The sequence below is a fragment of the Halomonas sp. McH1-25 genome (genome assembly GCF_022348165.1).
GTDB lineage: Bacteria > Pseudomonadota > Gammaproteobacteria > Pseudomonadales > Halomonadaceae > Modicisalibacter.
The window spans coordinates 1-20,693 of record NZ_JAKRFI010000009.1; the positions used below are offsets into that span (position 1 = coordinate 1).

The window sequence follows — 20,693 nt, forward strand, 5'->3', positions numbered from 1 at the left end:
ATGCCGAACTCAGCAGTGAAACCGCTCAGCGCCGATGGTAGTGTGGGGTCTCCCCATGCGAGAGTAGGTCATCGTCAGGCATCTTTTCGAAAACCCCAGCCAACCGGCTGGGGTTTTTTCGTTTGCGGGAAGGAACCCTAAAAAGCCCAGCGTGAGCTGGGCTTTATTTATGCCCGATAGCCGCCTAGCGGCAGAGCCCTTCCAGTGCCTCGATCAGGCTATCCATCTCATCGTCGGTGCCGACGGAAATGCGCATGAAGTCCCGCAGTGCTTCCGTATTGAAATGCCGCACCAGGATTCCGCGTTCGCGTAGCCCGGTGAATAGCTCTCCGGCGTTGAAATCGGGGTGCGTCACGAGCAGGAAATTGGTCTGCGATGGCAGCACGGTAAAGCCCAGGCTCTCCATGCGCTGCCGGGTGCGCTCGCGGGTGGCGATGACCTTCGCCCGGCAGGCATCGAAGTGTGCCCGGTCTTCCAGGGCAGCGACACCGGCGGCAATCGCCAGGCTATCGATGGGGTAGGAGTTGAACGAGTTCTTGACCCGCTCGAGTCCCCCGATCAGCTCGCGTGAACCGATGGCATAACCCAGGCGCAGTCCGGCGAGGCTGCGCGACTTGGAAAAGGTGCCGGTCACCAGCAGGTTGGGATAGCTTGCTACCAGCGGTACGGCGCTCTCGCCGCCGAAGTCGACATAGGCCTCATCGATCAATACTACGCTGTCACGGTTGCGCTCGAGCAGGCCGGCAATGGCATCGCGACCATGGCCATGCCCTGTCGGGGCGTTGGGGTTGGCAAAGATGATACCGCCATTGTCGCCGTGCATGGCCTCCAGCGGCACCTGCCAGTGATCATCCAGAGCGAGTGTACGGGACTTGATTGCGTACAGGCGGCAGTAAACCGGGTAGAAGCTGTAGGTGATGCTCGGCATGAGCAGCGGCTTGTCCTGGCGGAAAAAGGCCTGAAAGGCCAATGCCAGAACCTCATCTGAGCCGTTGCCGACGAAGACCTGGTCGGTGTCGACCCCATATTCCCTGGCCAGGGCGTCGCGCAGGGCAGTGGCGTCGGGGTCGGGGTAGAGGCGTAGATGATCGGCGGGATAGCTGCGTAGTGCCTGCTCGACACCGGGCGCCGGTGGATAGGGGTTCTCGTTGGTGTTCAGCTTGATCAGCCGCTCGCGGGGCTGCTCACCGGGGACGTAAGGTGTCAGCTCGCGTACCTCGGGGCTCCAGAATCTGCTCATGACGTCTCGCATCGGTGGGATAGAACGTTATACCAATGGTGACGTGAGCCGCCGGGTCGCGCAAGCGCCGCCATGTTAGGCTGCTAGCTTTGTTCCGTCCCGGATTCCGTCATGATCGCCAAGATACTTGCCACGCTGCTTCCCGTGTTCCTGATCACTGGTTGCGGAACGCTCTACGGACGTTACCGAACGCCGGACATTCGGGGGCTCAACACTCTGAACATGGAGTTGTTCGTGCCGCTGCTGGTGTTCGCGGTACTGGCCGATCGTCAGGCGCCGCTGCAGGATTATGCCTCGCTTGCCTTGGCGGCGGTGATCATCGTGCTCGGTTCGGGCCTGTTGCTGTGGCCTCTGGCGCACGTGCTGCGCCTGAATCTGAAGACGTTCCTGCCGCCGATGATGTTCAACAACACCGGCAACATGGGGATTCCTCTGCTGGTCCTGGCGTTTGGCGAAGAGGCCCTGCCCGCCGCGGTGGTGCTGTTCATCATCGAGATGCTGCTGCACTTTTCGGTGGGCCTGTACATGCTCGATCCACGCACGCCGGTGTGGCGAATACTGCGCATGCCCATCGTCTTCGCCAGCCTGGCGGGCCTGGTATTCAATCTGGGCGGGATTCCCCTGCCGGGCTGGCTGCTCGAGGCAATGAACATGCTGGGCGGCGTCAGCATTCCGCTGATGCTGTTCGCCCTCGGGGTACGCATGCTCGATGTCGATTTCAGCGACTGGAAAATCGGCGTACTGGGTGCGGTGGCCTGCCCATTGAGCGGGCTGATCCTTGCCTGGCCGCTCATCCACTGGCTGGATCTACAGGGGCTTCAGGCGGCATCGCTCTGGGTATTCGCTGCATTGCCTCCGGCAGTACTCAATTACCTGTTGGCCGAGCAGTACCGCCAGCAACCCCAGCAGGTCGCCTCGCTGGTACTGATCGGCAACCTGGGCAGCCTGCTGGTAATGCCGGCCGTGCTGGGATTCGTTTTTTCTATGGGGGGCAGTTGAAAGAAACAATGGCTGGCAGACCTTGATTAGTTTTCTAACGATCGCCATGTTGCTTGGCATTGCCCATCCGAATGCTTGCACAAGGAGATAGCATGGCTTTCGACAAACTGCTTTCACCACTGACCATGGGGCGTCTCGAACTGCCCAACCGCGTGATCATGGCGCCGCTGACCCGCGCGCGGACACCCGACAGCATCCCGGTCGATCTGCAGGCCACTTATTATGCCCAGCGTGCCGGGGCCGGCCTGATCATCAGTGAAGCGACCAACATTTCCCCGACGGCGCGTGGCTATGTCTACACGCCGGGGAATCTACACCGATGCGCAGCAAGCCGGCTGGCAGAAGGTCGTCGATGCCGTGCACCGCGAAGGCGGTCGCATCGCTCTGCAGCTCTGGCACGTCGGCCGCGTTTCCCATGAAATGGTCCAGCCCGACGGCCAGCAGCCGGTCGCGCCCAGTGCGCTGCGCGGTGAAGGGGCGCAATGCTTCGTCGAGTTTGCCGACGGCTCTGCCGGGCAACATCCGACCAGTACGCCACGTGCGCTGGAGACCGACGAGATCCCAGCCCTGATCGATGACTACCGCCAGGCCACCAGGCGCGCCAAGCGGGCCGGATTCGACATGGTCGAGGTGCATGCCGCCAACGCCTATCTGCTGCAGCAGTTCCTGGCTACCGGCTCGAACAAGCGTACCGACCGTTATGGTGGCAACGTCGTCAATCGGGCCCGCCTGCTGCTGGAAGTCGTCGATGCGGTCAGCCAGGAAATGGGCGCTGATCGGGTGGGCGTGCGTCTGTCGCCGTTCATCGAGATTTTCGGCCTGACGGATGACGAGCCCGAAGCCATGATGCGCTATCTGGCGGAGCAGCTGTCGCTGCGCAAGATCGCCTATCTGCACATCAACGAGCCGGACTGGACCGGTGAAGGGCCGCAACTGACGGATGACTTCCGCAGGCAGTTGCGCGACAGCTTCCATGGGACGCTCATCTATTGCGGGCACTACACGGCGGGGCGGGCCGAGCGCCTCATCGCGGAGGGGCTGGGCGATGCTGCAGCCTTCGGCCGGCCGTACGTTGCCAACCCCGATCTGGTCGAGCGTTTCCGCCGCGAGGCACCGCTCAACGAGCCTGATCCGGCGACCTTCTATGGCGGTGGTGCCGAGGGTTACACCGACTATCCGACGCTGGACTGATTGGGAGTGTGGTTGGCTCTGTCATCGGACGTAGCTTACCGCTATGCTGTAGCCTAGCTGACTGTAACAGAGCAGCCTGCACCCATTGGTTAGGAGGAGACATATGCAGATCAGGACGTTGCTGGCCGGTTCCGCGTTGCTGGCATTGCTGGGCGGTTGTGCAGCCGGCACCCAGCAGGGGGAAGCGCCCGACGCAATGACCGCCGAAGATCAGGCGGCGGTCTACGAGGGCACCTTGCCGTGTCGCAACTGTGCGGGCATCGATATCGAAGTGGCTCTAGAGGGAACCGAGGCATCGGCCGACCCCGAGCGTACCTTCACGCTCGATGCGAATTATCGCGAGCATCCGCAGAACCCGCCCGCTGAAACCTATCAGGGGCAGTGGGACGTTCTCAGCGGCACGGCTGCCGATCCTGAAGCGACCGTGTACGAGTTGACGCCACAGGGCGAAGGGCAGGTGTATTACTTCCTCAAGCTCGATGAGAACACGCTCGAACTGATCGATCCTCAGCGTCGTCGTTTCGAAAATGGCGAAATGCTGCGTCTCCAGCGTCAGTAATTCGGGTTTTTCGATCGATGCCAGGGGCGGCCTTCGGGGCCGCCCCTGGCGTTTCTGTGTCTGATGGCGCGGCTGGTAGAATAGGCGTAACGAGGTAGGGGAGACCGAGCCGCGATGGCCAAAGCGAAGAGCGCTTTCGTATGTACCGAATGTGGCGCCGAGTACACCAAATGGCAGGGGCAATGTGCCAGTTGCCGGGAATGGAACACGCTGAGCGAGGTGCGTCTGGCGCCGTCGCGCCCGGGAGCAAGCGCTGCCGCCAGTGGACGTAGCGGTTATGCGGGCATCGTATCGCGAGAGGTCGTCGACCTGTCCGCCGTGGACCTCACCGAGGTGCCCCGATTGTCGTCGACGTTCGGCGAGTTCGACCGTGTACTGGGCGGTGGCTTGGTGCCTGGCTCCGCCGTATTGCTCGGGGGCAACCCGGGGGCCGGCAAGTCGACGCTGCTGTTGCAGGTGGCATGCAAGCTGGCCCAACAGCGCCGCGTACTGTACGTGACCGGGGAGGAATCGCTGTCGCAGGTGGCGATGCGCGCCCACCGGCTGCAACTGCCGGTGCAGGGCCTGAAGATGCTCGCCGAAACCAGCATCGAGACCATCCTGGGCGTCGCCGAACGCGAGAAGCCGGAAATCCTGATCATCGACTCCATCCAGACCATGCATCTGGAGGACATCAGCTCGGCACCCGGCGGCGTGGCCCAGGTGCGCGAGTCGGCCAGTGCGCTCACGCGTTTCGCCAAACAGTCCAATACCGTGCTGCTGTTGGTCGGGCATGTCACCAAGGATGGCACCTTGGCCGGCCCCAAAGTACTGGAGCACATGATCGACGCTTCGCTGCTGCTGGAAGGCGGAGCGGATTCGCGGTTCCGGACTCTGCGCGGCCAGAAGAACCGTTTCGGAGCGGTCAATGAGCTAGGCGTGTTCGCCATGCTCGAGCACGGCATGAAGGAAGTGAAGAATCCCAGTGCGATCTTCCTCTCGCGTGCCGAGGAACAGGCGCCGGGTAGTTTGGTCATGGTGGTCTGGGAAGGCACCCGGCCGATCCTCGTCGAGGTGCAGGCACTGGTCGACGAATCCGCCCTCGGCAATCCGCGCCGCGTAGCGGTGGGGGTCGATGGCAACCGCTTGGCTATGCTGCTGGCGGTGCTGCACAAACACGGTGGATTGTTCACCGGCGATCAGGACGTCTTCCTCAACGTCGTAGGGGGCGTCAAGGTGCTCGAGACCAGTGCCGACCTGGCCGTACTGCTGGCAGTGGTATCGAGCTTGCAGAATCGCTCGTTGCCGCGTGAACTGGTGGTATTCGGCGAAGTGGGCTTGTCTGGTGAGATACGGCCGGTGCCCAGTGGCCAGGAGCGCATCGTCGAAGCGGCCAAGCATGGCTTCACCCGGGCCATCGTACCCAAAGCCAACGTGCCCAAGACGATACCTGACGGCATGCAGGTGACCGCCGTCGACAAGCTCGCCGAAGCGCTGGAAGCGCTATGAGGCTGCAGTATGTTACTGCGGTAGAATGCTATGACAGTTTGCAAGGAGGTAACCGATGAGCGCCATTCGCCTGACCCAATATAGCCATGGAGCCGGTTGCGGCTGCAAGATCGCCCCCGACGTTCTCGACGGCATTCTCAGCAAGGCCGGCCCCGGGGCCAGCAATGCACGCCTGATCGTGGGCAATCAGGGGCGCGAGGATGCGGCCGTCTACGATCTGGGCGACGGACGCGGAATGATCGCGACGACCGATTTCTTCATGCCCATCGTCGACGATCCGTTCGACTTCGGCCGCATCGCAGCGACCAACGCCATCAGCGACGTCTACGCCATGGGCGGCACGCCGGTCATGGCCTTGGGTATCCTCGGTTGGCCACTCGACAAGCTCGGCGCCGATATCGCCGGGGACGTGGTGGCCGGCGCCCAGTCGGTATGCCGCGAACTGGGGCTAGCCCTGGCCGGGGGGCATTCGATCGATGCGCCCGAGCCGATCTTCGGTCTGTCCGTCAACGGCCTGGTCGATCTCGACTACCTCAAGCTCAACAAGGGGGCACAGCCCGGCGATCTGCTTTACCTCACCAAGCCGCTGGGCGTCGGGTTGCTTACCACTGCCGAAAAGAAAGGCCTGCTCGAAATCGGTCATCACGATCTGGCGCGCGAGACCATGCTGGTCCCCAATGTCATCGGCAGCGAGTTGGCCCGCGTATCCGGCGTGCACGCCATGACCGACGTGACCGGCTTCGGGCTGGCCGGCCATCTGGCTGAAGTGTGCGCCGCCAGTGGCGTCAAGGCACGCATCGACTTCAAGCAGTTGCCGCGCTTGGCAGAGGCCGAAGCCTACCGCCGGCAGGGTGCCGTGCCGGGGGGGAGCGAACGCAACCGCAATGCGCTGGGCAGTAAATTGCCGGCCATGGACGAAGCTCACTGGCAGTGGTTGTGCGATCCGCAGACCTCCGGTGGCCTGTTGCTCGCCGTGCATCCATCCTGGGCCGACGATGTCGAGCGTATCGGACGAGCCTATGAGCTCGACCTGAAGCCCTTTGGCGAATGTCTCAAGGCCGATGGCGAGGCCCTGATCGAGGTGCGTGGATGACACTACCTCTGGTCGAGCCGGATCTTGAGTGGCTCCGCCAGGGACGGCGGTTGATCGATGTGCGGGCGCCGGTCGAGTTTGCCCAAGGGGCGCTGCCTGGCGCCATCAACCTGCCATTGATGGGTGACGAAGAGCGTCGCCAGGTGGGCATCTGCTACAAGCAGGAAGGTCAACGGGCAGCGATCGCCCTGGGGCAACGGCTGGTCTCCGGCGGGATTCGCCGCTCACGGCTGTCCGCCTGGCGTCAGGCGCTCGAGGCGCATCCCGATGCGCTCATCTACTGCTATCGGGGCGGCCTGCGTTCGCAGATCGTCCAGCAGTGGCTGGCCGACGACGGCATCGAGCAGCCGCGTATCCGCGGTGGCTGGAAGGCCATGCGCCAGGCGCTGTGCTCGCGTATCGATGCCGCCGCCGAACGTCCCTTGCTGGTGGTGGGCGGCTTGACCGGCTGCGCCAAGACCGAGTTGATCCAGCAGCTCGACACGGGACTCGACCTGGAAGCGTGTGCGCGACACAAGGGTTCGGCCTTTGGCCGGCACCCTCTGCCCGCGCCCGTGCAGATCGATTTCGAGCACGCCATGGGGTTGCGCCTGCTGAGCATACCGGGGCCCTGCGTGGTCGAGGATGAGTCGCGCCACATAGGTAATATCAACGTGCCGCTGACATTCTGGCAGGCGATGGAGCGTGCGCCACGCATTCGCGTCGAGATGCCGCTGGATTGGCGCTTGGCGCGCATCCACAAGGACTATATCGAGGACCTGTGGACGATCTATGCCGGCCAATATGGCGAGTGGCTGGGCTGGGCGCTGATGCGTAAGCAGTTGAGCTGCGCCTTGGGCCGGTTGCGCAAAAGGCTCGGCGGTGCACGGTTGGCGCGCCTGCAGCGCCTTCAGCAGCTGGCGTTTCGCGAGCACGAACGGGGCAATTCCCAGGCACACGAGGCTTGGTTGGCGCCGCTGCTCACTGAGTACTACGACCCGATGTATCGCTACCAGCTCGAAAAACAGCACAAGGCATTCTTGTACGTCGGCGACTGGGAAAGTTGCCTGGCGTTCGCTCGCGACTGGCAGGATCGCCAGCCGGGCTGACCTTCACCCCACGGGGCTTGCCAGCCAGCGCAGCATGACACGGTCGAGCAGCGCAGCGAGTTGGTCGAAACGCCGAGGGTCGGCCAGGATTTCCTCGCGGCTCTGGACGTAGGGCCCCTGCTGGTGTTCCAGGTCTGTCGGCGCATGGCTGAGCAGCGACTCGACGCTGCTGTGGGTCGCCTCCAGGCGGCACTGCAAGCCGACCACGCGGCCGCGGTCCCAGGCGAAGCCCTGCACCGGACTGGCCGAGCTGGCCCCCAGCGGTAGCGCATCGTCGGGCAGGCCGAAGATGTCCCGGTGCCAATGGAAGGCCTCGAAGTGCTCGGGCAGGTCGAAAGGACTGTCCGGTGCCAGCGTCACGGTATGCCAGCCGGTCTCGGCATAGGTGCCCCGCGACACGACGGCACCCAGGCCGGCGGCGATCAGGCGGGCCCCGAAGCCGATCCCCAGGATCGGCTTGCCGCTTTTCAGGGCGCGGTTGACCAGTTTCTTCTCGCGGCGCAGCCAGGGATGACGTTCGGTGTCGTCGAGTTCCTGCGGACCGTCGAGTAGGATCAATCCGTCGCAATCCTCGAGCCGTGGCGGTACTTCGCCAGCATACAGGTGACAGGTATTGTGGCTGTGTCCCATCCCGGTGAGCCAATCGGCCAGGCGGGCGGGGCCATCATAGGCAGCGTGCTGTAGAAAGTAGATATGCATGATGACGTCATGATGGTTAAGCTCGGCGGCAGCGTCCAGTACTGGATGGCCGGCGAGCCGGATTTTGTAAAGGCTTCTGGTGAGGTGGGGCATGTCCCGGAGTGAATTGCTGGAGCAGATCTATACCATCGTGTCGCGTATTCCCGAGGGACGCGTGACGACCTACGGCCGTATAGCGAAAATGACCGATGGCGCTACGGCTCGCATGGTCGGGCGTGCCATGGGGCAGTTGCCCGATGGGCATGGCTTGCCCTGGCACCGGGTCGTCAATGCCAGTCTCAAGGTCACCGAGCATGACGGTGCGGTACGTCAACGCGAGCGACTGCGGGCAGAAGGGGTGGTCTTCGATGCGCGAGGGCGCATCGATGCCGAACTGTTGTGGCCCTGACATGAACGTAACCAAGGAAACCGATATGAGCCCGTCACCCGCGACAGGATTCAAGGCTCGGCTAGGACGTCTTGGCAAGCGCCAACGACTGGCCTTCATGGCGGCGCTGTGCGAGCGCCTGCTGCCCAATTACATGCTTTATGCCCAGATGACCGGACAAGGCGACCCCCACGGTCTACGCGTCGTGCTCGATCTGGTCTGGGAGAGCCTGCTGGTGCGCGAGGCGCGTATCGACTTCGCCCGCCAGGCCGAAAAACTGGCGGAGCTCGAGCCGCCGGCGGATGACGACAGCTTCGGCGCCCGGCGCGCCGTGGAAAGCGTAGTCGCCCTGTCGGCACTACTCGATGCCCTGCAGGGCGACGCGGAGGAAGCGCCTCAGGAAGTCAGCCAAGTGTCGCGTAATGGGGTGCAAGCCTTCATCGAGATGACCGAAGGCAGCGACGAGGACGATGCCGATCGCAACGCAGAGCGCATTCGCCAGCACCCGCTCATGGACGACGAGTTCGACTTTCAACTGGCCGTGCTCGAGCAGGTCGAGGACGAGCTGGGACGCGAGGCTCTCAAGTCATTGCGGCGTTTCGGCCGCAATGGTGGCGTCAGCAATCTGGGCCTGAGTCTCGACTGACCGCCCTGGCGCTACAGGCGCATTTCGATGCCATGTTCGGCCATGTAGCGCTTGGCATCGGGAATCGTGTACTCGCCGAAGTGAAAGATGCTCGCGGCGAGTACGGCATCGGCGGCGCCCTTCGTCACGCCCTCTACCAGGTGGTCGAGGTTGCCGACCCCGCCCGAGGCAATCACCGGAACGACGACGGCATCGGAAATGGCCCGGGTCACGCCCAGATCGAAACCGGCCTTGGTGCCATCGCGGTCCATGCTGGTCAGCAGCAGTTCACCGGCACCGTAGTCCACCATCTTGCGGGCCCATTCCACGGCATCGAGTCCGGTAGGCTTGCGTCCGCCATGGGTGAAGATTTCCCAGCGCGGCGTTTCGCCTTCCCCGGATACGCGCTTGGCATCGATGGCGACCACGATGCACTGGCTGCCGAAGCGCTCGGCGGCTTCGCGCACGAAGTCGGGGTTGGTCACCGCGGCGGTATTGATCGAGACCTTGTCGGCGCCGGCGTTGAGCATCGTGCGAATGTCTTCGCAGGTGCGTATGCCGCCGCCCACGGTCAGCGGAATGAACACCTCGCCGGCGATGCGTTCGACCATCTCCACGGTGGTGTCGCGGTCTTCGTGGCTGGCGGTGATGTCCAGAAAGGTGATCTCGTCGGCGCCCTGCTGGTTGTAGCGCTTGGCGATCTCCACCGGATCGCCGGCATCGCGGATGCCGACGAAGTTGACGCCCTTGACCACACGGCCGGCGTCGACGTCGAGACAGGGAATGATGCGTTTGGCCAGGCCCATGATCAATTCTTCCGAGTTGCGTTGGCGTCGGGCTCGTTGCCCATCTCGTCGCACAGCCGCTGCGCGGCGGCGACGTCGAGCGACCCCTCGTAGATGGCGCGACCGGTGATGGCGCCGAGGATGCCCTGATCGGCGACGCGCGCCAGGCCGCGAATGTCGTCGAGATTGGTGACTCCGCCGGAGGCGATCACCGGCAGGCCGCCTTCACGCGCAAGCTCCACGGTAGCGTCGATGTTGACGCCCTGCATCATGCCGTCGCGGGCGATGTCGGTGTAGACGATCGACGAGACGCCGTCGTTGGCGAAACGCTTGGCCAGTTCGGTGGCCTTGAGGGTCGATACCTCGGCCCAGCCATCGGTGGCCACGAAACCGTCGCGGGCATCCAGGCCGACGATGACATGACCTTCGAACAGCCGGCACATCTCGGTGACGAATGCCGGATCCTTGACCGCCTGGGTGCCGATGATCACGTAGGAGACCCCGGCATTCAGGTAATGCTCGATAGTCTCGGCAGAGCGAATGCCACCGCCGATCTGGATCGGCAGGTCAGGGTAGGCGCGGGCGATGGCGGTGACCGCCTGGCCATTGACCGGCTTGCCCTCGAACGCGCCGTTGAGGTCCACCAGGTGTAGGCGCCGTGCGCCGGTTTCGACCCAGCGCGCGGCCATGGCCACCGGGTCGTCGCCGTAGCTAGTGGCGTCATCCATGCGCCCCTGCTTGAGGCGGACGCATTGACCGTCCTTGAGATCGATGGCGGGAATAACCAGCATGTCATGTCCTCGTGAGCGCACCGGAAGGCACCAGCGCGCGATGAAACGTAGTGGCGAATCGGAAGGCAATCCATCCTCGCGGACAGAGGTTTTCTGACGCGCTCAAGGAGCCCAGTTGACGAAGTTCTCCAGCAACCGCAGCCCGGCGTCGGCGCTCTTCTCGGGGTGGAACTGGATCGCGAAGACGGCATCGCGCCCGGTCGCCACATGCGCCTCGACGCCACCGTACTGCGTGGTGCCGAAGATATCCTCGTCGCGCGCAGCCTCGACGTAATAGCTATGCACGAAGTAGAAGCGCGCGCCGTCCTCGATGCCCTCCCAGAGCGGGTGCGCGTGGCGCTGGGTGACCTGGTTCCAGCCCATGTGCGGAACCTTGAGCCGCCGGCCTTCATCGTCGCGCAGATCCGGGCCAAAATGGCGTACCTGGCCGGGCAGAAAGCCTAGGCACTCGATGCCGCCATTCTCCTCGCTGCGCTCCATCAGCATCTGCTGACCGACACAGATGCCCAGCAACGGTTTCGACTGGGAGGCCAACAGCTCCTGAACCAATCCCCGCAGTTCGGTGCGCTGGAGCTCGCCCATGCAATCGCGCATGGCGCCCTGGCCCGGCAGGACCAGGCGGGTCGCCCCGCGAATGCTGCGGGGGTCACGGGTAATCACCACGTGTTCGTGGGTGACATGCTCGAGGGCCTTGGCCACCGAATGGAGATTCCCCATGCCATAATCAATGACGGCAATCGTCATGCTCGCTCCTCGCGGTTGATGATCAAAGGCAGCCCTTGGTGGAAGGCATCTGCCCGGCCATGCGTGGATCCGGCTCCACCGCCATGCGCAGGGCACGGCCGAAGGCCTTGAATATGGTCTCGGCCTGGTGGTGGGCATTGAAGCCCTTGAGGTTGTCGACGTGCAGCGTCACCCGGGCGTGATTGACGAAGCCCTGGAAGAATTCCCAGAACAGCTGGGTATCCAGCCGGCCGATGGCAGCGCGGGTGAACTCGACGTCCATGAACAGGCCCGGACGACCGGAGAAGTCGATGACCACGCGGGACAGCGCTTCATCCAGCGGCACATAGGCATGACCATAGCGACGAATGCCGCGCTTGTCGCCGATCGCCCGGTCGAAGGCCTGTCCCAGGGTGATGCCGAGATCCTCGACGGTGTGATGGTCATCGATGTGCAGGTCGCCCTTGGCGACGATGTCGAGGTCGATCAGGCCATGGCGTGCGATCTGATCGAGCATGTGATCCAGGAAAGGTACACCGGTCTCGGCCTTGAAGCGGCCAGTGCCGTCAAGGTTCACGGTCACCGTGATCTGGGTTTCGGAGGTGTCGCGTGACACCGTGGCGACACGCTCGGGTATCGTCGGGCTGTCCATCCGAGCTTTCTCCCTACGGGCTCTGATTCCGGTGGCGGCACCGGATGCATGGTGGCCAACGCACATTGCTAGCACATGCGGCGTCAACCGGGCTTGCCATTATAGAGAATCGCTACGCCCATCCGCTACAATGCGGGCACAAGAACGGGAGCGGCGGCATTGTCGTTCCGTCACGGGAGACGATGCATGCCGGTAACGCTAGAGGAAGTCGATCACACCCGCTGGACGGTCGATGAGCAGGTTCGCACGGACCTGTCACGCATCTATCACGACGCACCGGCAGAGCGCCTGCCGCGAGCGCCCGATGCCTTCGTGCGTGAACATCTCGAATATGGCGGTGTCTTTTGCTGCGCCCTGTTCAATGACCGTCTGCTGGCGGCCGTCAGCGTCACCAAGCAGGTCGACGCTTGGTGGCTGTCGCATTTTTGCGTACGCAAGGCCACTCGGCGACGCGGCGTGGGCTCGCGACTGCTGATTCTGATCGCCGAAACGGCCCATGATCAGGGCGCCGTACTACGTATCGAGGCCTCGCAGTTGTATCTCGAGGATCAGTTGTTGCTGGTGCGTCTTGGGTATCGGCTCGAGGCGAGCGGCTGTTATTTCGAACTCAACCCCTTAGCGTCAGGAGGATGCCAATGAGAGGGCTGGTGCGAGCTCTACTGGCTATTATCGGTGTATTGGGCGTGGTCGTGGTCGGCGCGGTGGTGTACATCACCACCTTTTTCGACCCCAACGATCTCAAGCCTCGCCTGATCGATGCCGTTCGTCAGCAGAGTGGGTTGGAGCTGGCTTTGGATGGTCCCTTGAACTGGTCGTTCTATCCGCGCCTGGGGGTCAGCGTAGAAGACGCGCGCGCCTGGCTGCCGCGCCAGCCCCATGACGAGACCGCGTTTGCCGCCATCGAGCGGGCCGAGGTGAGCATGGCTTTTGCGCCGCTGCTGTCCGGGGATGTCGCCATCGATGGGCTGATTCTCGACGGCATGCAGCTCGATCTGGAGCGTGACGCGCAGGGCCGGGGCAACTGGGAAGCGCTACTCGAGCAGCTCGGCGATACGGCAACCCAGGACGCTGGCGGGCAGGGCGCTTCAGCGGCGCCAGCCAGCGACGTTCAGGAAGAGACAGGCATCGCGCTGGACATAGCCCGGGTGCAAGTCGAGAACAGCCGCATTCGCTACGCCGACGCACGAAGCGACCTGGACATCACGCTACGCGACCTGGCGCTGACCGGGACCAATGTCAACCCGGCCAAGGCCTTTCCGCTCAAGGCCAGCTTCGTGGTCGACAGCGTCTCGCCGAGCCTGACCAGCGACGTCTCGCTGCAGAGCAAGGTGCGCCTCGACCTCGAGGAAAACCGTTATACGCTTCAGGACCTGAACGTAAAGACCCTGACCCAACTGGCCGAGCTTCAGGAGCGCGAGCAGACGCTATCGCTCGAGGCCGGTCGAGTGGTCGCTGAACTGGCGAATGGCCATTTCCAGCTCGATGAGGGCGAGGTTACGGCCAGCTTCGAGCATCCTTCTCTGGGAGAAGAGGCGTTGCCAGCGACCTTGACGTTTGCCGCCGAGGCCAATACGCAGCAGGGCACAGCACAGATTCATGATCTCCTGCTGACCAGTGGCAAGAACCTCAAGCTCTCCGGCACTTTGTCTTTGTCCGATCTGATGACCGCGCCCAGCTACACCGGCCAGGTCAACCTCGCGCCGCTGTCGTTGCGTCCTTGGCTGGAGCGGTTCGGTGTCGAACTCGACACCGCCAATGACGAGGCGTTGAGCGAGATCGCCCTTACCAGCCCGCTCAAGGGCAATCTGGACCAGGTCACCCTGACCGGCCTGACTCTCGTGGTCGACGAAACCACCCTGACCGGGCGGTTGGGAGCGGGGCTCGACGGACAATCGCTCACTTTCGACCTGCAGGGCGATCGCCTCGATCTTGACGCCTATTTGCCGCCGGTCAGCGAGGAAGAGGGCGTGGCAGGTGAAGAGACGGCTTGGCTAAACGGGCTCGCTATCGAGCCAGCCTATGCCCAGGAGGCCGCCGATGAGCTGGTGCCGGTGGATCTGCTACGCGGCCTGTCCGTGAATGGCCAACTGGCCTTCGACGAGGTCAAGGCCAAGGGAGTCACTCTGTTGTCGCCGTCGCTGAAGCTGGCAGGCGAACAGGGCGCCCATCGTCTGGAATCGTTCACGGCCAGACTCTACGACGGCACGCTCAACACGACGGCCAGCCTGAACGTGCGCGAGACGCCGATTCGCTGGGCATTCGCGCCGCGTCTGGAGAACGTCCAGGTCGTGCCGCTGGTCGAGGACTTCAGTGGCGAGCCTTCGCCCCTGCGTGGCCGCCTCAATCTGAACGGCGAATTCACCTCGCGAACCAACAGCCTCGATACGCTCGAGCGCAACCTCAACGGTCAGGCGACGTTCCGTATTGCCGATGGCGCGATATTCGACGTCAACGTGTCCCAGGAGTTGTGCACGGCGGTCGCGATGCTCGAAGGGGAAACGACGAGTCGTGAGTGGAGCCCGGATACGCGTTTCGATCGCCTCGACGGCAATCTCGCCGTGACCAACGGTGTGGTGCACAACGAGGATCTGCATATCGCGATTCCCGGCATCGAGCTCACTGGCGAAGGCGAACTCAACCTGCCCACGGAGCGCTTCGTCTATGATGCACGGGCTCGCTTCGTGGATACCGCCGATGCCGCCTGTAACGTCAATCCACGCCTGGAGCGCGTGCCGCTGCCGGTGCACTGCGAAGGCAGCCTGGATGGCGAGCCCAACCAGTGGTGCCGCTTCGACCGCGATGCTTTCGAGAAGGCATTGACCAGCCTGGCTCGGGACGAGGTCAAGCGGAAGGCCGCCGAAAAGATCAGCGAGAAGATCGAGGAGCGTCTCGGCGAGGAGAAAAACCAGGAACTTCGCAACGCGATCCGCGGTCTATTCGAATGAGCAACCGGTGCCGTGTCGCCGTCGCCCCGGCGGGGCACGGTAGCGGCACCTCGACAAGCCAGTCCTGCGCCGATTCCCCCATCGGCGCTTTTTTATGCCCGGAACCATGACGCAAGCACATCCCATCGATCTGACACCCGACGCTTTCCAGCTACGCCTGTTCGAATGGTTCGACCGCTACGGCCGCAAGACGCTGCCCTGGCAGTACGACAAGACGCCATACCGGATCTGGATCTCGGAGATCATGCTGCAGCAGACGCAGGTGACCACCGTCATTCCCTACTACGAGCGCTTCATGGCCCGGTTTCCCCGCGTCGAAGACCTGGCGGCTGCCGAGCAGGACGAGGTACTGCATTTGTGGACCGGCCTGGGCTACTACGCCCGTGCCCGCAATCTGCATCGTGCCGCCCAGGTGGTCGTCGCGGAGCATGGCGGCCAATTTCCCGTGCACAGTCTCGAGGCCATGGCGGCGCTGCCGGGCATCGGACGCTCCACGGCGGGTGCCATCATCAGCATCAGTACCGGTCAGCGTGCGGTGATTCTCGATGGCAACGTCAAGCGGGTGCTGGCGCGGTTGCACGCGGTCGAGGGTTGGCCCGGAAGGACGCCGGTGGAACGCGAACTGTGGCGACTCGCCGAACATTACACACCGGATCGCCGCCTGCCTGACTACACTCAGGCCATGATGGATCTGGGCGCCACGCTATGCACGCGCGGCAAGCCGAGCTGCCTACTGTGCCCCTTCGAGGACGTCTGTGTCGCCCATGCACGGGGCGACGAGCGGCGCTTCCCCGAATCCAAGCCCAAGAAAACGTTGCCAGAGCGCAGCACTATCATGCTGCTGCTGAGCGACGGCCAGGGTGGGTTCCTTCTCGAGCAGCGGCCACCCAGCGGGATCTGGGGTGGGCTGTGGTGCTTCCCGCAGTTCGACGACGACAGGGCGTTGCAGGCCTGGCTCGATAGTCATGCTCCCGGTGCGCACCGGGAAACGCCCTGGCAGGCGTTTACGCATACCTTCAGCCACTTTCGCCTGACCATTCTGCCGCAGCCAGTGACGCTGGCGCGTTCGGCCGGTGCCGTGACCGAGTCGGGCCGGCTCTGGTATAACCCGCATACACCTGTCAGCATCGGGCTGGCCGCACCGGTCAAGTCGCTGTTGGAGAAACTGCAGCAACTGCCCACCCACGCCGAAGAGGACACGCCATGAGCCAGACCGTTTTTTGCCGCAAGTACCAGCAAGAGCTCGAGGCACTGCCGTTCCCGCCGCTACCCGGCGAGACAGGTCTCGAGATCCAGCGCACCGTATCCCGGCAAGCCTGGGAAGAGTGGCAGGCCCACCAGACGCGCCTGATCAACGAGAAGCACCTCAACCTGCTCGATCCGCAGGCGCGCGAATACCTCATGGAGCAGATGGAACGCTTCCTGGACAACCGCGATACCGATCAGGCCGAGGGGTACGTGCCGCCCAAAGCGTGACGTTCCGACGGTCGGCGAGGAGTGAGCCAGACTCGCCATCTTTTTGAAATAAAAAGGCTTGACCGTCGCGAAGCTTTGCGTTTAAATATGTCCCCGTTGGCAGCGGCCAGATAGCTCAGTTGGTAGAGCAGGGGATTGAAAATCCCCGTGTCGGCGGTTCGATTCCGTCTCTGGCCACCACACTGCTGGGGTATCGCCAAGTGGTAAGGCACCGGTTTTTGGTATCGGCATTCCCAGGTTCGAATCCTGGTACCCCAGCCACGCCAACGTCTCTATGCTATGCCGACATAGCTCAGTTGGTAGAGCAACTGACTTGTAATCAGTAGGTCCCGGGTTCGACTCCTGGTGTCGGCACCATAGCTAAGGCGTGAAAACTCTGCACTCGCTTCATTTACTAATGAGTGAGGTGCAGTTTCATGCGTGTTTCTGCTACGGTTTGTTCCAAGGGCGGCGTGGGTAAAACCACCGCAACCGCCAATCTGGGCGGCCTCCTGGCCGATGCAGGCTTCCGAGTTCTCCTCATCGACCTGGATTCCCAGCCCACGCTTTCCTCGTATTATGATCTTTCACAGCCGGCCCCTGGCGGGGTGTACGAGCTGCTCGCTACCGAATTGGTCGAACTCGATCAGATCATTTCCCGCACATCCATCCCCAATCTCGATATCATCGTATCCAATGACTATCGGAATCAGCTACAGCAGCTGTTGCTCAATGCACCGAACGGTCGCTTCCGCCTAATCGGCCTGTTGGATCGCTTTGCCGATCGCTATGACGCCATCCTTATCGATACCCAGGGTGCCCGCTCGATTCTGCTCGAGATGGCCGTTCTTGCCGCCGATCATCTAGTCTCACCCATCGTTCCCGAATTGCTGACTGCCCGTGAGTTCGTGCGTGGTACGCAGGGTATGCTCAATGAGCTTCGTGAGCTTGCTCGGTATACCCGCTTCGAAGTGCCGCCGGTTTCCATCTTACTCAACAAGATGACCGACCAACTGCGTGATGCTCGCGAAATCTCGGACAGCATCCGCAGCATGTACTCTGATGTTGAAGATCAGGGCATCCGTGTCCTCGATACGCCTTTGGTCAATCTATCAGCGTACCGCTCAGCAGCTTTGAAAAGCTTGCCAGTACATCGCGTCGAGCCGCGTAAACCCTCGGGTCGCAAGGCCCCATCCTGTGCTGACCAGATAAAAGCCGTCGCCGCCGATCTCTATCCCGAGTGGGCCGAGGCCATTTGTGCCGTGGGCGCGATTCGCCCAAACGATGAGCCCGGAACCGGCAGGCTGGGGGTGGGCCATGTCCATTGAGGCCAAAAGTCAGACGCCGACCAACGCCGAGATTATGGGATTAGTACCGCCACATAGTATCGAGGCGGAGCAGTCCACAATAGGTGCATTGATGCTGGATAACAGCAAGTGGGATGACATCTGCGAGATCATCGGTACCGACTCATTCTACTGCTATCCGCATCGGCGCATTTTTAAGGCCATGGACGAGCTTGCTCGTGACAATAAGCCGCTGGACGTAGTGACGATCTCCGAGCTACTAGAGCGGGACGGGCATCTTGAAACTATCGGTGGTCTGGCCTATCTGGCTGAAATCGCACGTAACACGCCATCGGCAATCAATGTCGTTGCCTACGCTGACATCGTGCTAGAGCATCAACGTCGCCGTCAGTTGGCTACCGTGGGCCGCGAGCTCAGCCAGCGTGCATTGGAAGGCAAGCAGCCGAGCAAGGCACTGATCGAGGCCACCGAACGCCAACTGTTCGAGCTGGCCGAAGAACGCCATAGCCGATGGACCGGTATTCATGGGGCGCTATCGTCGGCGATCGAGACGATCGACCGCGCATTCAATGCAAAGGATGGGATAACAGGGACACCTACTGGCTATAAAGATCTAGATGCCCTAACTGGCGGCTGGCAAGACTCGGATCTCATCGTCATTGCCGGCCGCCCCTCCATGGGCAAGACCACGTTTGGTATGAACTTAGTCGAGAATGCGCTGATTGCTACAGCGGGACGCTGCGAGATGGCTAGCGCGCCAGTGTTTGTCTTCTCTTTGGAAATGCCTCAAGAGCAGCTGATGTTGCGCCTGATGGCCAGTATGGGGCGGCTCGATATGAGCAGACTTCGCTCCGGTAAGCTGGAGGACGGCGACTGGGAGAAGTTAACTGCGGCGACCAACAACATCCTGGGCTTTGAGGATCGTCTCTTCATCGACGATTCCAGCGGCATCTCGGCAACCTCACTAAAATCCCGGGCCCGCCGGATGATGCGTCGTCACGGCAAGCCAGTACTCATTCTTATCGACTACCTTCAGCTCCTTGAAGAGCCTGGCTGCGAGAATCGCAACAACGAGATATCGGCGATCTCGCGCATCCTCAAGGCCATGGCCAAGGAGCTGAACTGCCCCGTCATTGCGCTAGCTCAGCTCAATCGAAGCCTAGAGAGCCGGCCAAACAAGCGTCCTGGGCTCGCCGATCTTCGCGATTCCGGCGCGATCGAGCAGGACGCGGATGTCATCGGCTTCGTCTATCGAGATGAGGTCTATAACCCCGATGCTCCAGATAACAAAGGCTTGGCTGAACTGATAATCGGTAAGCAGCGCAACGGCCCAACTGGTACGGCTCATCTGGCCTTTCTTGGAGCAAGCACTCGATTCGAGCCGCTGGCATGGAAGCACCATGAGGGAGGTCGGGTATGAATTTCTGCGCACTGAGTGTCGAAGTGCATTTCTATTGGGAAAAGAAGAATACCGGTAGACGGTACGTGCCAGTTTGTTACCTCGACGGCTATCCCGTCTCGCTGGGCTTCGATTTAGTTCGTATGGACAAAGCGACTCTGAATGCAGCCGGCTCAGGCTGTCTTTATGGGGAGCTTGAGCCCGGTGACTGGTGCGTTCGTAGCGAGTACCTCGTTCCTGCAGAGGATCCCGACGACTATCTCTATTACTCCCTAAGTGACTTCTTATCACGGGATGGCAGTCTCGACATATCTGCAATGGAGCGATTTCTAGCCCATGCCGTTTCTACCCAGGTACATACGCTGAACCAGACCGGCTCCACAGAGCAGGGAGAGGCCAGGGAGGGTGGGCCATGATCTTCACTACCCTATTAATGCGTGAACTCGGATTGGGGGTGATCCATGCCTGACTCGCTTCCAATCCATTACTCGTCCCATGCCCTGAAGCGTGTTGTTCGCTTCGCTGTTTCTCACGGTTGGGTTGTCGAGCGAACTCGCGGCGGTCATGTCCGCTTTACAAAGCCCGGATGTCCCCCTGTGTTTACCGGCTTCTCACCTAGCGATGCCCGTGCCGAGAGGAACGTGCTGGCACGCCTGCGCCGGGTGGATCAACAAGAGGAGGGAAAGCCATGACCCTCGGTTGCATCCTTGGCAAGGAGTATACAGCAGGCCATAAACCTCGCTTTTATTACAGTTTCGCTCAGAGGCGCCGGAATGGGGGGACCCATGGCTAATATCTTACGTTTCCCCATTCGTAAATCGCATGGCGCTGGCATGGAGCGGTATCTGATGTCTCGGGAGCGCTTAGCCCTGGGGGCGACCGATCCGTTCGCCAACTGGGTCAAGATACTGGATGCTTGGTTTGAGGCATATCCCCAGGCGCGAACCAAGCACAACGAAGCGTTGCGCTCGCTTTTGGCAGACACCTGGCTGGTGTTCCACATGGCCTGTGACAGGACAAGCCGGCTCGAGGTGAAGCCTCATCACAGCCTGCGTTGGGCACAGCTTCAGTATCACAGCCTCAGTGACTTCGAGCTGCTAGTGATCGTCAGTGACAACCTCACTGACCTACGCCGAGGGGTAGCCCAGCTGTGCGGGGAATGCCCCTCCGAAGAGCATAGCGATCACAACCTGATCGGACTTATTCAGAGTATTGATCACCTGAATCAGCAGCTTGGCCGCCTATTCGATCCTGAATTGTCCGCCTCGTGGCAGCCGGAGTGGTAAT

The 20,693-nt window shown here is 62.1% G+C and carries 22 protein-coding genes, 3 tRNA genes and 1 pseudogene; 20 read left to right on the forward strand and 6 right to left on the reverse strand.

Features of this window, described 5'->3' with window-relative positions; genetic code table 11:
• Positions 1–184: 184 nt before the first annotated feature.
• Positions 185–1,240, reverse strand: a complete 1,056-nt coding sequence (gene hisC / locus MHM84_RS18380; RefSeq protein WP_239267994.1) for a histidinol-phosphate transaminase — start codon at positions 1,238–1,240, stop codon at positions 185–187.
• A gap of 111 nt (positions 1,241–1,351) precedes the next feature.
• Between hisC and MHM84_RS18385 the strand changes: the two genes are divergently transcribed.
• The 6 genes and pseudogenes from MHM84_RS18385 (at position 1,352) to mnmH (ending at position 7,658) form a co-directional block, all read left to right on the forward strand.
• A complete protein-coding gene (locus MHM84_RS18385) occupies positions 1,352–2,239 on the forward strand; it encodes an AEC family transporter (RefSeq protein WP_239267996.1) in 888 nt (295 codons plus the stop codon).
• Positions 2,240–2,331: 92 nt separating this feature from the next.
• Positions 2,332–3,430 (forward strand): annotated as a pseudogene (locus tag MHM84_RS18390) (alkene reductase).
• A gap of 103 nt (positions 3,431–3,533) precedes the next feature.
• Positions 3,534–3,989: a copper resistance protein NlpE N-terminal domain-containing protein gene (locus MHM84_RS18395; protein WP_239267997.1), complete on the forward strand. Its 456-nt coding sequence runs from the start codon at positions 3,534–3,536 to the stop codon at positions 3,987–3,989.
• A gap of 114 nt (positions 3,990–4,103) precedes the next feature.
• Positions 4,104–5,477, forward strand: a complete 1,374-nt coding sequence (gene radA, locus MHM84_RS18400; protein WP_239267998.1) for a DNA repair protein RadA — start codon at positions 4,104–4,106, stop codon at positions 5,475–5,477.
• 55 nt (positions 5,478–5,532) lie between these two features.
• Positions 5,533–6,570 (forward strand): selenide, water dikinase SelD, encoded by a 1,038-nt coding sequence (selD, locus tag MHM84_RS18405; protein WP_239267999.1) that lies wholly within the window; start codon positions 5,533–5,535, stop codon positions 6,568–6,570.
• Complete coding sequence (mnmH, locus tag MHM84_RS18410) at positions 6,567–7,658, forward strand: tRNA 2-selenouridine(34) synthase MnmH (RefSeq protein WP_239268000.1); 1,092 nt, start codon at positions 6,567–6,569, stop codon at positions 7,656–7,658. The genes selD and mnmH overlap by 4 nt, the downstream gene beginning before the upstream one ends.
• Before the next feature lie 3 nt (positions 7,659–7,661).
• On the opposite strand, the gene MHM84_RS18415 is transcribed toward mnmH, so the two are convergent.
• Complete coding sequence (locus tag MHM84_RS18415) at positions 7,662–8,357, reverse strand: type 1 glutamine amidotransferase (protein ID WP_239268001.1); 696 nt, start codon at positions 8,355–8,357, stop codon at positions 7,662–7,664.
• 91 nt (positions 8,358–8,448) lie between these two features.
• On the opposite strand from MHM84_RS18415, the gene MHM84_RS18420 reads away from it, so the two are divergent.
• Positions 8,449–8,745, forward strand: coding sequence for an MGMT family protein (locus MHM84_RS18420; protein WP_239268002.1), 297 nt, complete (start codon positions 8,449–8,451; stop codon positions 8,743–8,745).
• Between the two features lie 25 nt (positions 8,746–8,770).
• Positions 8,771–9,370: a YjaG family protein gene (locus MHM84_RS18425; RefSeq protein ID WP_239268004.1), complete on the forward strand. Its 600-nt coding sequence runs from the start codon at positions 8,771–8,773 to the stop codon at positions 9,368–9,370.
• Positions 9,371–9,381: 11 nt separating this feature from the next.
• On the opposite strand, the gene hisF is transcribed toward MHM84_RS18425, so the two are convergent.
• The 4 genes from hisF to hisB form a co-directional block, all read right to left on the reverse strand.
• The gene (gene hisF / locus MHM84_RS18430) at positions 9,382–10,155 is read right to left on the reverse strand and encodes an imidazole glycerol phosphate synthase subunit HisF (RefSeq protein WP_239268006.1); all 774 of its coding nucleotides are present in this window, start codon (positions 10,153–10,155) and stop codon (positions 9,382–9,384) included.
• Between the two features lie 2 nt (positions 10,156–10,157).
• Positions 10,158–10,925: a 1-(5-phosphoribosyl)-5-[(5-phosphoribosylamino)methylideneamino]imidazole-4-carboxamide isomerase gene (gene hisA / locus MHM84_RS18435; RefSeq protein WP_239268008.1), complete on the reverse strand. Its 768-nt coding sequence runs from the start codon at positions 10,923–10,925 to the stop codon at positions 10,158–10,160.
• A gap of 102 nt (positions 10,926–11,027) precedes the next feature.
• A complete protein-coding gene (hisH, locus tag MHM84_RS18440) occupies positions 11,028–11,669 on the reverse strand; it encodes an imidazole glycerol phosphate synthase subunit HisH (RefSeq protein WP_239268010.1) in 642 nt (213 codons plus the stop codon).
• A gap of 22 nt (positions 11,670–11,691) precedes the next feature.
• A complete protein-coding gene (gene hisB / locus MHM84_RS18445) occupies positions 11,692–12,285 on the reverse strand; it encodes an imidazoleglycerol-phosphate dehydratase HisB (protein WP_239268331.1) in 594 nt (197 codons plus the stop codon).
• A gap of 201 nt (positions 12,286–12,486) precedes the next feature.
• Here hisB and MHM84_RS18450 point away from each other — a divergent pair, with 201 nt between their 5' ends.
• From MHM84_RS18450 to MHM84_RS18500, 12 genes are all read left to right on the forward strand, one after another.
• A complete protein-coding gene (locus tag MHM84_RS18450; protein ID WP_239268012.1) occupies positions 12,487–12,939 on the forward strand; it encodes an acetyl-CoA sensor PanZ family protein in 453 nt (150 codons plus the stop codon).
• On the forward strand, positions 12,936–15,245 hold the full coding sequence (locus tag MHM84_RS18455) for an AsmA family protein (RefSeq protein WP_239268014.1): 2,310 nt from the start codon (positions 12,936–12,938) through the stop codon (positions 15,243–15,245). Before MHM84_RS18450 ends, MHM84_RS18455 begins: the two co-directional genes overlap by 4 nt.
• A 106-nt stretch (positions 15,246–15,351) precedes the next feature.
• Positions 15,352–16,452 (forward strand): A/G-specific adenine glycosylase, encoded by a 1,101-nt coding sequence (gene mutY, locus MHM84_RS18460; protein ID WP_239268016.1) that lies wholly within the window; start codon positions 15,352–15,354, stop codon positions 16,450–16,452.
• Entirely contained in the window at positions 16,449–16,721 is a 273-nt protein-coding gene (locus MHM84_RS18465) for an oxidative damage protection protein (RefSeq protein WP_239268018.1), read from the forward strand. Before mutY ends, MHM84_RS18465 begins: the two co-directional genes overlap by 4 nt.
• A 104-nt stretch (positions 16,722–16,825) precedes the next feature.
• Positions 16,826–16,901 (forward strand) — tRNA-Phe (locus tag MHM84_RS18470).
• 6 nt (positions 16,902–16,907) lie between these two features.
• Positions 16,908–16,982 (forward strand) — tRNA-Gln (locus tag MHM84_RS18475).
• A gap of 20 nt (positions 16,983–17,002) precedes the next feature.
• Positions 17,003–17,078: transfer RNA gene (locus MHM84_RS18480), tRNA-Thr, on the forward strand.
• A 59-nt stretch (positions 17,079–17,137) separates the two neighbouring features.
• A complete protein-coding gene (locus MHM84_RS18485; RefSeq protein ID WP_239268020.1) occupies positions 17,138–18,028 on the forward strand; it encodes a ParA family protein in 891 nt (296 codons plus the stop codon).
• Positions 18,018–19,427: a replicative DNA helicase gene (gene dnaB / locus MHM84_RS18490; protein ID WP_239268022.1), complete on the forward strand. Its 1,410-nt coding sequence runs from the start codon at positions 18,018–18,020 to the stop codon at positions 19,425–19,427. The genes MHM84_RS18485 and dnaB overlap by 11 nt, the downstream gene beginning before the upstream one ends.
• On the forward strand, positions 19,424–19,822 hold the full coding sequence (locus tag MHM84_RS18495; protein WP_239268024.1) for a hypothetical protein: 399 nt from the start codon (positions 19,424–19,426) through the stop codon (positions 19,820–19,822). The genes dnaB and MHM84_RS18495 overlap by 4 nt, the downstream gene beginning before the upstream one ends.
• A gap of 45 nt (positions 19,823–19,867) precedes the next feature.
• Positions 19,868–20,098 (forward strand): type II toxin-antitoxin system HicA family toxin, encoded by a 231-nt coding sequence (locus MHM84_RS21600; protein ID WP_343218305.1) that lies wholly within the window; start codon positions 19,868–19,870, stop codon positions 20,096–20,098.
• 93 nt (positions 20,099–20,191) lie between these two features.
• Positions 20,192–20,692, forward strand: coding sequence for a hypothetical protein (locus tag MHM84_RS18500; protein ID WP_239268026.1), 501 nt, complete (start codon positions 20,192–20,194; stop codon positions 20,690–20,692).
• Position 20,693 lies beyond the last annotated feature (1 nt).